The 13,917-nt window shown below is 39.0% G+C and carries 9 protein-coding genes and 1 pseudogene; 8 read left to right on the top strand and 2 right to left on the bottom strand.

Annotated features, from left to right (window positions below):
• Window positions 1-100: 100 nt before the first annotated feature.
• A pseudogene (locus H6G41_RS19850) lies at window positions 101-298 on the top strand (2OG-Fe dioxygenase family protein); the annotation flags it as partial.
• A 149-nt stretch (window positions 299-447) separates the two neighbouring features.
• On the opposite strand, the gene H6G41_RS19845 reads toward H6G41_RS19850, so the two are convergent.
• Window positions 448-1,029, bottom strand: a complete 582-nt coding sequence (locus H6G41_RS19845; protein ID WP_190747897.1) for a hypothetical protein — start codon at window positions 1,027-1,029, stop codon at window positions 448-450.
• 419 nt (window positions 1,030-1,448) lie between these two features.
• Between H6G41_RS19845 and H6G41_RS19840 the strand changes: the two genes are divergently transcribed.
• The 6 genes from H6G41_RS19840 to H6G41_RS19820 all read left to right on the top strand — a co-directional run bounded on the left by H6G41_RS19840 (window position 1,449) and on the right by H6G41_RS19820 (window position 9,939).
• Window positions 1,449-2,720, top strand: coding sequence for a tetratricopeptide repeat protein (locus H6G41_RS19840; RefSeq protein WP_190747896.1), 1,272 nt, complete (start codon window positions 1,449-1,451; stop codon window positions 2,718-2,720).
• A 100-nt stretch (window positions 2,721-2,820) separates the two neighbouring features.
• Window positions 2,821-4,767 carry a S9 family peptidase gene (locus H6G41_RS19835; RefSeq protein ID WP_190747895.1) on the top strand — a complete coding sequence of 649 codons (1,947 nt, stop codon included), beginning with the start codon at window positions 2,821-2,823 and terminating at the stop codon, window positions 4,765-4,767.
• Window positions 4,768-4,840: 73 nt separating this feature from the next.
• Window positions 4,841-4,966 carry a hypothetical protein gene (locus tag H6G41_RS35810; protein ID WP_277878160.1) on the top strand — a complete coding sequence of 42 codons (126 nt, stop codon included), beginning with the start codon at window positions 4,841-4,843 and terminating at the stop codon, window positions 4,964-4,966.
• A 634-nt stretch (window positions 4,967-5,600) separates the two neighbouring features.
• The gene (locus tag H6G41_RS19830; protein WP_190747894.1) at window positions 5,601-7,421 is read left to right on the top strand and encodes a response regulator; all 1,821 of its coding nucleotides are present in this window, start codon (window positions 5,601-5,603) and stop codon (window positions 7,419-7,421) included.
• Window positions 7,422-7,426: 5 nt separating this feature from the next.
• Window positions 7,427-8,947: a GT4 family glycosyltransferase PelF gene (gene pelF / locus H6G41_RS19825; RefSeq protein WP_190747893.1), complete on the top strand. Its 1,521-nt coding sequence runs from the start codon at window positions 7,427-7,429 to the stop codon at window positions 8,945-8,947.
• Between the two features lie 131 nt (window positions 8,948-9,078).
• A complete protein-coding gene (locus H6G41_RS19820) occupies window positions 9,079-9,939 on the top strand; it encodes a spherulation-specific family 4 protein (protein ID WP_199316225.1) in 861 nt (286 codons plus the stop codon).
• Here the strand turns inward: H6G41_RS19820 and H6G41_RS19815 are convergent.
• Complete coding sequence (locus H6G41_RS19815) at window positions 9,918-11,564, bottom strand: hypothetical protein (protein WP_190747891.1); 1,647 nt, start codon at window positions 11,562-11,564, stop codon at window positions 9,918-9,920. The two genes, H6G41_RS19820 and H6G41_RS19815, sit on opposite strands and share 22 nt — an antisense overlap.
• Window positions 11,565-12,643: 1,079 nt before the next feature.
• Between H6G41_RS19815 and galE the strand changes: the two genes are divergently transcribed.
• Window positions 12,644-13,855 (top strand): UDP-glucose 4-epimerase GalE, encoded by a 1,212-nt coding sequence (gene galE, locus H6G41_RS19810; protein ID WP_190747890.1) that lies wholly within the window; start codon window positions 12,644-12,646, stop codon window positions 13,853-13,855.
• Window positions 13,856-13,917 lie beyond the last annotated feature (62 nt).

The raw sequence follows: 13,917 nt of genomic DNA, 5'->3' as shown, positions 1-13,917 counted from the left end.
CTCTATTTGCTGGGAAGTTAAATGATTTTTTGCTGGCATTATTCCATTTTTTGACTGAATTCGGCTTTTTATTATACCCTATTTAAATGCTGAACAGCTTATTGTCGGTGGCGAAACACATCTATACATTGCTAACCAGGAAAAGCCTATTTTTAGTAAAATTCTCAATCCTGGAGAACTTTTATTAGTCAATGACCATGAATTTCTCCACTATACTGCTCCTATTAAACCAGAGATTGATGGTCAGGGCACAAGAGATGTTTTTGTCCTAACTTCTCCTAGTTTGCTTGCTAATTAATAGTATTAAATAATAGAACCAAAGATAAACATATATAACTATTTGTGTTTATCTTTGGTTTTAATTTTCAACTACTGTAATTCATTAAATGAAGTTGGATTTTGACATTTTTACAGATTATTTGACTGACTCAAATCCTACCAATAATTTTAGTTAACTTTGGCAGGAAGCCAATCATCATGTGTGGCTTGGTCAATATTTGGGGATTGAATACACACGAAATAACATTGTCCCTCGCCTTGTACAGTAAAACCATGAGCAACATTCGTGGGATTGTAAACTCTATCTCCAGCATTAATAGGAAACCATTTACCCTTACCTGCTGCTATACCCATACTATCTGACTCTGAAACTGGCGACCAATTCTCTTCTACCAAAGCGTAAGCATTAACTGGGTTAGGAAAACCTTCCACTTCTCCAAGTATTGGGCACAAAGCATGGGCTATTGGATGAACATGTACAGAACCAGGGTAATTACTTTTAATGCGAACTATGGAAATTTCTAGTGCCTCTGGTGCTAGGTTGTATTGTTCTATAAACGGCTGCAATATGTCTTTGCGTACCAAGGTTTTTTCAAATCCATGATAATCTTTTTTTGTTGACCAATCAAATACGTCTGGGCCTGGTTTTCTCCTTAATATATTGATAAATTCATCGGTAATTCTTTCTAAAAGGTCGTTTGATACTTTTGATATCTTTTGAGTTGGCTTTCTAGAACTAATACTTGTCATTGTTTTGACTCCTCAAATTTATTTATTAACAGTTATTTGTCTTATTTTCACGCTTAATGTTAGCAACGGATGAGCTAGTGATTATCGCAAGTATTCATCCGCAGTTGCATTTAATAGTATTAGCGATCGCACAGAAGATAAGACGCGATCGCTTCTCCGTCTTCTTCACTTGATACGGGTTATTTACTCACATTTTATCTTAAAAATTTCCGACCGTGTATTGACTGAAATACCTTAATATGATATTGATTTTTCCCAAGGCTCAGGTCGCAGAAGTTTTTTCAGAGAGTTTGATAACTTTTGCGATCGCGCTGTGCAACGCCTGATACTTAGTTCAAGTTATTAACATAGGAAATAAGCTAGAGTCACGGTGAATACTTACCATAGCCATAACTGACTGAGTTAGGTGAATCACAGCTATGAATAATGAATTTTATAATCGAGGCTTGGAAAAAGCTAAGCAAAAAGACTACGCTGGCGCAATTGAGGAATTTAATCGTGCTTTACAGCAGATACCCTACTTTCCTGAGGCTTATTTTCAGAGAGGGTTGGCATATTATGACTCAGGGGCAATTCTCCAAGCTGTGTCTGATTACACCGAAGTCATCAAGCTAAATCCTGAAAATATGGAAGCATACTACTCTCGCGCCTTGGCTAGGGTGGCATTAAAAAATTTGCCAGGGGCGTTGGAAGATGTTGAACGTGCAATTCGCCTGAATTCTCATTATGCCGCAGCTTATAGTTTGCGGGGGATGGTACGCCGCAAACAAGGGTATATTCATGATGCGATCGCTAATTTTAAACAAGCCGCAGAATTGTATCTCGCACAACAGGATAAAGAAAATTGTCGTCTGTGTTTAGAAAGAATTAAACAACTACAATCACCAGCAGCAAAACCAGCGGTTGAGCAGATTAGTTCGCCTAGCGTCACTATCACATCCCAAAAGGAATATTTTCGGCAACTATTAGAGAAGGCAGAAAAGGGAGATACCCAAGAAGCGATCGCAGATTTAAACTGGGTATTAAAAGCCGATCCTCAAGATGCACAAGCTTATTGCTGTCGGGGGGTAGTGCGTTGCAAAATGGGTAACTATCAAGACGCGATCGCTGATTTTAATCAAGCCATTAAATTAAATTTTATCGATGCTATTGTTTATCGTAACCGAGGTAAAGCCCGCTGTGCCTTAGGCGATTATCAAGGTGCGATCGCTGATTATAACTCTGCACTGCAAATTGAACCCGAAGATGCCTTAGTCTATGTTGCTAGAGGTAATGCTTATCGTGCCACCAGCAACTATCTTGGTGCAATTACTGACTATTCCCAAGCCATACAAATTAATCCCCAAGATGCCCAAGCTTACTATAATCGGGGTATTGCCCATACTCATTTAGAAGAAATGCAGCCGGCTATTGCCGATTATCAAAAAGCTGCAAGTCTGTTTCTCGAAAAAGAAGATTGGGATAACTATCAAATAGTTCTAGATAGTCTGAATAAAATTCAAAAGTCATTCCCAGAAAATACAAACCAGAAATATAATCTTCTCCGCCAGCGATTATTACACCTAGTTGGTGGACAATGGGAAATAGCCCAAAGATTAATTGAGCAAAAGAAAGACTACTATCCGCAAATGCCCCAAGAGTGGTATTTGCAAAAAGTGATAGCCGATTTAGAACGCGATCGCGGAATTTAATAGCATTGCCAGAATCCGAAAAAACCAGGTATTCTTACTTTTGGGTTAGATGTACCCTAAATATTTTTTTATTACGGCAACAAGCTGCCATATTTAGTGAATGCGATTTTTTTCCCGGTTTTTAACTACATTCATTGCAGTATTGCTACTACCTATTCTCATGGTTTCCGCGCAAAATCCTACTGTTAATCCTGGAGAGAACCTTGTTACTGATGGTATTCCCCCAATACCTGCATCTATAGCCGAAACAGTAGATCGTTATACCCAGTTTCGTGCTGCTAGCCTTGCTAGTTGGCATCCTAGTCGCCGGGAAATGTTGATTTCCACCCGCTTTGGTGATGTTCCCCAAATACACTTAGTCAAATTTCCCCTAGGGAGTCGCCAGCAGTTAACATTTTTTCCAGAACGAGTGGGAGGTGGAAGTTTTCAGCCGACTGCGGGAAGTTATTTTGTCTTTAGTAAAGATACTGGTGGTAATGAATTTAACCAAAATTACCATTATGAATTAGCCACGGGGGAAATTACCCTGTTGACTGATGGGAAGTCGAAAAACAGTCGGGGTGTGTGGTCAAATCAGGGCGAACGCATGATCTACACTTCCACTAGACGCACGGGTAAAGATAATGATTTTTACATTATAGATCCGCAAAATCCGAAAAGCGATCGCCTGTTAGCACAGGTTGAAGGCGGCGGTTGGGGTGGTTTAGACTGGTCGCCAAGCGATGGGCAATTTTTGGCACTGGAATATATTTCTGTCAATGAAAGTTATCTGTGGTTAATTGACACTCAATCAGGTGAGAAGAAATTAATTACACCTAAGGGTGGTAAAGAAAAAGTCGCCTATTATGGTGGCTTATTTAGTAAAGATGGTAAGGGTTTGTATGTCATCACTGACCGCGACTTTGAATTTTCCCGCTTGGCATACGTTGACTTAGCTACATTAAAACATACATACCTCACAAGTAATATCCCTTGGAACGTTGAAGACTTCGACCTTTCCTATGATGGTAAACTTATTGCCTTTGTCACTAATGAAGACGGGGCTAGTGTATTACATCTGTTAGAAACAGCCACAGGTAAAGAAAAACCACTGCCAAAGTTACCAGTAGGTAATATATATGGAGTCAATTGGCATCGCAATAACCAAGATTTAGGCTTTACTTTAGTATCGTCCCGCACACCCGCTGATGTTTACTCCTTAAATATTCTCACCAACAAAATCGAACGCTGGACAGAAAGCGAGACAGGCGGCTTAAAGACAGATAATTTCCCCGAAGCCCAACTCATCCGCTGGAAGAGTTTCGATGATAGAACTATCTCTGGCTTTTTGTATCGTCCCCCTGGTAAGTTTAAAGGTAAGCACCCAGTCATTATTGATATTCATGGAGGCCCTGAAGGCCAATCTCGTCCATCATTCTTGGGTCGGAGTAACTACTATCTCAATGAATTAGGTGTGGCGATACTCTATCCTAATGTCAGGGGTTCGACTGGTTACGGTAAAACCTTCTTAAAGTTAGACAATGGCTATAAACGAGAAGACTCTGTCAAAGATATCGGTGCATTATTAGACTGGATTGCTACCCAACCAGACTTAGATAAAGACCGGATTTTAGTTACAGGCGGAAGCTACGGTGGTTATATGTCCTTAGCCGTTGCCACTAAATATAGCAATCTCATCCGTGCTTCTATTGATATAGTTGGTATTTCTAACTTCGTCACTTTCCTTGAAAAAACCGAAGGTTATCGGCGTGATTTGCGACGAGTAGAATACGGTGATGAACGCGATCCCAAAATGCGAGAATTTTTGCTGAAAATTTCCCCTGTGAATAATGCCAGTAGCATTAAGAAGCCGCTATTCGTGATTCACGGTAAAAATGACCCCCGCGTTCCTCTCAATGAAGCCGAACAAATTGTAGCAATAGTTAAAAATAATCAAGTTCCAGTCTGGTATTTGATGGCTAAGGATGAAGGACACGGTTTTAGCAAAAAGAAGAACATCGACTTCCAATTCTACGCAACTGTGATGTTTATCAAAGAATTTCTGTGAATTTTTTTGAACAATTCTTGACATTTAGCATTTATCAAAAATGTAGTCCGTAATCTTTCCCAATGGATGACCAATGATTAATTATCATTGGTCATTTTTCTATATTCCCTATTTTATTACTATAGATTACTTGTCAATTAATCATGACAAGAAAGCAGAATGGTTAAAAAAGCGATCGCAATTTTTAACCTTAAATTAATCTTTGATTTTTCCCACACTTTCATATAGCAATTCATCAATTACTGATAAATCGACTAACTTTTTCCTAGTTATTGCTAATTTATAAAAGTGACTTCATGTTAAAATCCAAAAAATACTGAATTTTCTTTTCCTAATTAATTTCTGAGGATTAGATAATCAATAAATTCACTCGGTGCAACGAAATATATATCAGGGGCAATTAGATATGCAAAATTTCAGAGATATTGAGTATCTTAACTTGACTTAAAATTAGGAATTTTGGTGTAACAAAAAACACCTGAATAATTGATATAAATACACTTTCAGCAGTTTTAGCGAGGAATAGCAATAGCTGCTGAAAGCAAGTAACACTCTAATTGAAAGTCAACACAAAAACGATAATGATACACCAGCAATCTTTACTAATTCTTATTAAATCTGACTACTTAAGTATATATAATTATCTATATTCTCTGTAAAAAATTATTATCATCAGAGACTGAATTGTACGTAATGTTGATGGGGCGATATACAAATTTAACCAGAATATACAGAGGTAAGTGTTGTTAATTAATAACATAATATCTCAATTTTGCACCCCAGACAACAATGAATTACTTACACACTTTTAGTGATAGCAGATATATATTTATATGGTTAGTGTATTGCTGGTCGATGACCAAAATTGTATTAGAAGATACTTGGAAGCTCTACTAGATCCAGTTTTGGATTTACAGGTAATAGCTAAGACTCCAAAAGGAAAAAATCCGATTGAGCAAGTAGCCACTTTACAGCCTGATATAGTCCTGATAGATATAGATACACTCCGCCTAGATGGAGTGCGGGTAACTCAGACTATCTGTCAGCGATTTCCACTAGTTAAAGTCCTGTTGTTAAGTAGTGACGATCGCGACGAATATATCCATGAAGCCTTGGATGCAGGAGCAATGGGCTATCTGCTCAAAGATGCATCGGCTGAAGAATTTCGCGATTCCATGCGTTTTTTTTGTGAAAGTTATAGTGAGTTAGAAGCTCATTTTCCAGAAGAGTCACTGGTGAAAGTTCCTGTAGCTAGCTCAGTCTCTGCAAACTCAGCTTATGGAGAATCTACAGTTAAACTTCCTGTAGCAGAAAGAAAATTCGCCTTACCAGCAGATCATCCATCTGATTTGAAGTCAGTCGGAAAATTAACCCTACTACCAAGCAAGCAAAAAGAGGTTCCTAGTGAAGTCCATCCACCATCACCTAAACAAATAGGTTGGCAGCAATTATTCATCTTACTCATGATTGCTGTAGGCGGAACAACTGGTATATATCTGATCCGCCAAGCCTTGAGAACGCCGCTACCATCTTTGAGTCATTTGCAACAGCAATCAGCCTTGATGGGTACGGAATTTAGCGGTAAAGTGAAGCCCGCAAAGATAGTCAAAATCGCCGCTTCTAGCCCTTCAATCGTAGAAAAGATTAATATCAATATTGGCGATCGCATACAACTCAATCAACCCCTCATGCTGGTAAAAAATCCAGAGGGTGACAGGGAAATTGAACAAATTTTGCAGCAACGCCAAAGCCTGCTACAACAAGAACAAACAGCACTCCAACAACAGCAGGCAGCGCAACAAAAAGTATTGATCTGGGAACAGAAAATTAGCGATATCAAGCAGAACGAAACCCCTCTAGCGGAAAAGATAGCCGATGCAGATTTAGAGCTATCCTTATCGCAGAGCGAAGCTGATAAACTACCTTTACCCCAAAGACAAGATTCGGTAGAAAGAACCAAAGCCATTTACGAAAGAGCGCAATCACGAGTGCGTCGGTTTAGACAATTATATCAACAAGGCGCGATCGCCAAAGATCAGTTTGAGCAAGCAGAAGCAGATATGAAAGTCGCTAAAGCAGATTATCAAGTAGCTATAACTGCTGCGGCTACTGCAAACGATTTAGAACGCGCCAAAAAGCAGAAATCTCAGTTACAGCGTCAAGTTTCCCTAGAACAACAAAAACTCAAGCGCCAAGAACTAGAGCAACAATTAAAAAATCTGCGTTTAGAATCGCAACAAGCCACCGAACGATTAAAATTAATTCGGCAACAAGCAACTCAGCTATTCCAACGACAAATGCCATCGACAAATACCATAGTCAAGGCAACAACATCAGGCGTAGTGGTACAAGTACCAGTGAAAATAGGCGATCAAATCTTTACTGGCAATCCCCTATTAGAATTGGCTCAACTTAAGTACCTCAACGTGGAAGTATTGGTGAATGCACGCATCATTAATGCTCTACGTCCAGGTCAAAAAGCCACTGTGAAAGTCGGTGTCGGTAAAACTGCGCAGAAATTTACAGGAAAAATCATCACGATTAATCCTATACCCGCAGAGAATATGAATCACAGTGTTGAGATCCAGTTTGAAAATCCTGAAGATGCTTTACTAGTGGGGCAAATGGCATCTATCCAGTTTTTAAAAGAGTAATATTGATGAAGAAACTCTCTGTATTATTAACTACGGAAGGGACGTATCCGTATCATAAAGGTGGTGTTAGTACCTGGTGCGATGTTTTAATCAGCCAACTACCAGAGATAGATTTTCATGTATTTGCGATCGCGGCTAATCCATACCTAGAGTTACGCTATAAATTGCCTGATAATATCAAGCAACTAGTCAAAGTACCCTTGTGGGGTACAGAAGACCCTGTAGAATACTCTTGGCGCTTTCCCTTTTCTCAAGCCTTCAAAAGCAAAATCGCCACTAACAACAGAGTAATTTCCAGCCAATTTATCCCTTTATTTGAGAGTTTTTTAACAGCCATCCTCTTTGGCCAAGCAGATATTGAAAAATTAGGCTACCTCATCCTAGCTATTTATAAATATTTTCAGCGTTATGACTACCACAAAACAATGGAGTCAAAACAGGTATGGTCAACTTTTCAACAATTAACCTCTACTCATTGGCATCCTTTAGTAAATCCTAGCACCGTCACCCTTCTAGAACAGACGGAGGCCATGCGCCTACTTTATCGGTTTCTCATCCCTATTCATCTTCCTGTCCCCAAAACAGATATTACCCATGCTTCATCTGCTGGTTTTTGTAGCTTACCTTGTGTCATTGCCAAGTTAGAACGAGGCACGCCTTACTTGCTAACAGAACATGGTATCAATATCCGAGAGCAGTATCTCAACTTAAACCGCAGTATTCCCTCCCTCTTTGTACGACAATTTTTATATCGCTTAATGGGAGCCGTAGTTAAAGTTAACTACCACTACGCCGATCAAGTTTCTCCCGTGTGCGAATACAATGCTCGTTGGGAGCGTTGGTGGGGTATACCTGACCATAAAATCAAGGTAATTTATAACGGAGCCGATCCGAATATTTATCATCCTACCCCGCCAGTGAAAAAAGAACGTCCTCAAGTCATGAACATGGGCTTGATTTTCCCCCTCAAAGGACAACTAGATTTGATCGCCGCAGCTGCTATTGTCCGCGAGAAAATCCCCAATGTGGAATTTCGCTTCTATGGTCGTCCTTCCGATGAAAAGTATTTTGCCCAATGTCAAGAACTGGTTCGCACCCATAAATTAGAAGAAAATATTAACTTTGCCGGATTCACCAGCGAACCTTGGCGCGCATACAGTGAAGCCGATGTGGTGGCGATGTCGAGTATTTCCGAAGGTTTCCCTTACGCGCTTATTGAAGCTATGCTTTCGGGTGCTACCATTGTTTCTACTGATGTGGGTGGCGTGAGCGAAGCATTAGATAATACAGGATTGATGGTACAAGCCCATCGCCCACAAGCCCTAGCTGCGGCGATTTTACAGCTACTTGAATTACCTGAAGAAGAAAGGCGAAAATTCGGTCAGCGAGCCTATGAACGCGCCATAAAGCTATTTACACAGCAAAAATTCTTAGATGCCCACCTAGATACTTATTATCATCTCACACAGGGAGTAAGAAAAGACACAACACCCAAAAAAGAATTGGCGATCGCATCTTCTAAGTAAATTCTAAGTAAACAAGTGCAACAACCGCAGTTTTCCCTCTGCTCACTTCGACTTCTCTGCGAGACGCTACGCGAACTTTCAGTAAGCAGAGTCGAAATAACAAAACGTAAATAGACTTCAACCTCTTACCAATGAGAAATAACACCTCCCGCCAGCTATCTTTAATTCCACGTAAATTAATTATGAGTACTTTATTGACAGCTTCTTTAGCTTGTAGTGCCATCAAGCAAGAAACTGCCACTGCGCAAACCAAAATTCTCATTCCTCTCTATTCTTACCCTACTTGGTATAATCCCCCTACCTATACCTGGCCGAAAGTCGCTGCGGCTGCTAGTCAAGTACCAATTACTGCAATTATTAATCCCAATAATGGCCCCGATAATGGCCCACCAAACAGAGATTATAAAAGAGGTATTCAAGACCTCAAACAAGGAGGTGTAACAATCCTGGGTTATGTAGCGACAAATTATGGTAAGCGCAATATTAATGAAGTCAAAGCTGATATTGATATCTACGCTACCCATTTTCATCTTGATGGAATTTTTTTAGATGAAGCTGCAAGTAGCCCAGATAAGCTCAACTACTACCAGGAAATTTACAAACACATTAAAACTCAGCCTAAACTGCAAATGGTTGTACTCAACCAAGGGACTCAAACCGATCCAGGTTACCTAACTCGACCGGCTGGTGATAATTTAGTAATTTTTGAAAATTATTCAAAGGCTTGGAATCAATACCAACTTCAGTCCTATGTCAAAAATTATGAGCCGAAACATTTTTCCTGTTTAATTCACACCGTTCCTGATGCAGCAACAATGAAACAACATATCAATCAAGCTGTGGCACGCAATATCCAATATATCTATGTCACGGATGATAGTCCAGATAATCCTGACAAAGATCCTTGGAACAGCTTACCCTCTTATTGGGAAGAGGAAGTAAATCATATCCGTTCTTTAAATCAAAAAGTTCAGAGGTCTTCAGGAAGCTGAACTTGATAGATTCTCAAGTCCCGATCTTCATAATAAATAGCCACATCTTGTGGATGGAGGTGACGATAAGTTTCACACATCTGCAATGCCGTAAATTCTAGGCTTGCACGCCCTGCGGATGAACGATAATGACGATAGGTAGGGTCAGATAAAACCGAATAGGGAAGTGTTTGATTTTCACTAATTCCCGTCGCCAAGGGTCGTTTTTCCACCACAATAAACATATTTGCTACGGAATAACGAAAGTGAAAATCAGAATTGCTAACTTTAGCAGCATACTTCTCGACAAATAAACCCAGATCCTCATACCAACCCGCACCATAACTTTCTGCTAGTTGTTCCACGGGGGCGACAATCATCCAGCGCTTAATGGGAAATCTGACTCTTAATTCTAGGGTTTTACGTGCAGCCATCTCATATTCTAGATAGGTAATTTTAGGCGGATTTGGCAACAAAAAATTAACTGCGATCGCAAATACCAAAATCAAGCAGATAATCTCAGACCACAAACCCAATACCAAACTCAGCAACCAGATGATGGGGATTAACGCCAATCCCCAAAGCCAGCTAAGTCCTATGGGTAGGGTGAGTAAAAAACTGTTTTCCCATCCTAAGGGATTTTCCGGCAAAGCATAGACTAAAGCCAAGACTATCCAACTGGTAGTAATAATAGTCAATGCTAATCTCCCGCCAGCGAAAAAGCTCATTCCGCCGATCAATGCCAAAATTAACAAGGTTGGTTTTGCGATCGCTACAATCGTCAAGCAACAAACTGTATCAATCACAGCATCTCGACGGTGTGAACTTCTCGATGCTTCCCAACCTCGTGCTAATCCTAAAACTAGAAATATCGCGCCTATTTCTAAGTTACCCCCAGCCCATTGACGAATTAAGGAGGAATTTAAACTTTCTGTCACCGTTGTCAGCCATTGTTGTAACCATAGCGGCGTCACCTGAGATAATTCTAGATGAGAAGTGAACAGATAAGCCCCTAAGCTATACATAGCACCAAAGGCTGCTGTTCTATTTTGAGAAATTACGCCCAGACTATAGCCAACACTTAGCACCAACACACAACCTAACAGGGGGTTGAGAAAGCGAATAACTTGCATAGCATCAATCGCCCCTAACAGAGATAAGACACTCCCTAAAGTAGACAACATGGGAAAAGAGTGAATTTGTCCCGGCCAATCCCCAGCGATAATTTGTCTGGTAGCTAGTAACACCCCATAACTATCAGGATTACCAAACCGTAGTTCTCGTAAGGGATGCTCAAACCGCAATAATACAGCAAAGGTCAGGATCACTGTGATTAGTAGAACCTCTAGGATATTTCGTGAAAGTGCGATCGCGATTAATTTCTCCACCATCGCTAATTCTTCTTTCCCAAACTGGAGAATTCTCTGCCAACCCTGACGAATTTTTGGTAAAAAGCCTTGATCGAGCGCATCTAAAACAATACATCCTACCCTCTGGCTTATCAGATGCAACTGTTTTTTAACACGCCAATTATGGTGATGTAACCAGCGCAGTAAAAAACAACCACCATATAAAAATACCAGCGTAAACCAGCTAAACAAATGCAACGCACTCAGTAGCCAAACCCCAAATAAAGTAACTAACACTATTCGCGAGCAGCTACCAACTATTCGACTATCCCAAGATATTTTATCTGAAAAAATAAAAACTTTGCTGGGGAGCCAAATAAAGACCATTACAAACAACATCACTACCCATATAGTAGTGAGTACATCAAAAATAAAAGTTTGCAGAAATATCACAATTATTTACATTAATCTATATGGAAATTTCACCAGCCTAAAATCAGTTAACAGTAAATTTGAATGTCACAGCGCCCAATGTCCAAATTTAGGCTAGTATTGGCACCTGAATGATTATAAATTGATTAGTCAATAATATTAATAAAGCTATCATGAAAACCGATGAAAAAATCCTTTCATAATAGTTTTTTAAATTTACCAGAGTCTTACTATGTTGGCGATATAGCTTGATTACAACATGCTAATTAGCTGTTCAAAGGCAAGCCATCACAAAAAAATGAGGAAAATCTGAAGAAAGTTAAGTTAGTATTTTTACTGCTCTTAACGAATACTTTATAGATAGTTTATTGATTCTTTATATGAATTGTAATATCTTAAATAGCGGCAATTGATATTATGAAAACTGCCAAGCCTAATTTTAATAGAACTTGCTTAAACAATACTTAACCTAGTTCAATGTTCTCCTAAAATTAGGAAATAATGATGCTGAAAAGTAATAGCATAAAATCAACAAAATTATTGTGAAGAACAGAATATTTTTTTTTTGCTGAGCAATAACATATAATTTGCATTTTCAACACAAAATCAAAAAACAAACATTGAAAAATTTACCTGTAGTTTATGGTCTAATAAGTATTTACGTAAGACAATAAAGGTATGATATCAACCAAATTAATAATTAATCTCAAATTGTCGTAAAATTGCAATTTCTTGCTCAAAACTTGCTACTAGAACCTGAAATTCTAGAGATGCACTAAAAAACTCTAAATACTCTAAGTGATTGGTTGAGAATCTGCTGTTAAAACAAAATTTTGGCATAGAAGACAAACAATTTGCCTTCTAGCCAAATTTTTGATGCATAAACAGAAAAATTTATTTATTGGTTTTAAAAATTATGTTTACTTTCATTCAGGTAAAAAACAATGTCTAAAAAAGTATTAGTCACTGGAGGCGCAGGTTATATCGGCTCCCATACCGTCCGTCAACTAGGAGAAGCTGGTTATGATGTAGTGGTTTATGACAATCTCTCTAGTGGTTCTGCTGCATCGGTCATCTATGGAGAATTAGTTATTGGTAGCCTTGACGATCAAAAACTATTAGCTCAAACTTTTAGTCAACATAAATTTGATGCAGTCTTGCATTTTGCAGCCTATCTATCTGTACCGGAATCAATAGTAAAACCTCTGGATTACTATAAGAATAATACTTGTAATACGCTGAATTTATTACATTGTTGTCAATTATTCGATGTTAAAAAAATAATTTTTTCTAGTACGGCTGCGGTTTACGGTCAACCTGATGAAAATCTCGTCACAGAGTTATCATCGACCAAACCGATGAACCCCTATGGTCGCTCCAAACTCATGAGCGAACAAATTATCCAAGACTTTGCGCAAGCATCAGAATTAAAGTACGTAATCTTGCGTTACTTTAATGTCGCTGGTGCAGATACTACAGGAAAGTTAGGTCAATCTGCAAAGAAAGCCGAACACTTAATTAAAGTAGCTTGTGATGCAGCTTTAGGTCGTCGTCCCTCCGTCAGTATCTTTGGGACAGACTTTCCCACTCCAGATGGAACTGGAATTAGAGATTACATTCATGTAGAAGATTTAGCTACAGCCCATGTAGATGCATTGCGCTATCTAGAAGCAGGAAATGAGAGTCAAATATTCAACTGTGGCTATGGCCAAGGCTATAGCGTGCGGGAAGTTTTAAAGATGGTGCAGAAAATCTCTGGAGTAGACTTTCCTGTAATAGAAAACCAACGCCGCACAGGAGATCCAGCTTGTGTGGTTGCAAGTTCTGATAAAATTCGCAATATTTTAGGTTGGGAACCGAAATATAACAGTTTAGCAACCATTGTCTCTACAGCTTTAAACTGGGAGAAAAAATTAATTGCTTTGGCTACATTAGAAAAACAGCTAGCACAAGAGAATTTCCGGCTAGGTGCGCTATTGCTAGAAAGCAACAATATTTCAGCTACTCAATTAACACAAGCTTTACAAGAGCAAGCACTTACTCAGCAAAAATTAGGGGAAATATTAGTACAAAAATCAATTATTTCCCCACAAATGCTAGAGAAATTTTTGCTAGAGCAAACTTGGAGAAGACAAGGAATTTGGTTACAAGTATAAGAGGGTAAACCCATTCAGATTTATTCTGACTTGTTAATCACTTGCCAATATAGAAATTTGAT

The organism is Tolypothrix sp. FACHB-123, from assembly GCF_014697075.1.
GTDB lineage: Bacteria > Cyanobacteriota > Cyanobacteriia > Cyanobacteriales > Nostocaceae > Aulosira.
Note: the sequence above shows the minus strand (reverse complement) of the source record. Positions and strands in the feature narration are given on the sequence as shown.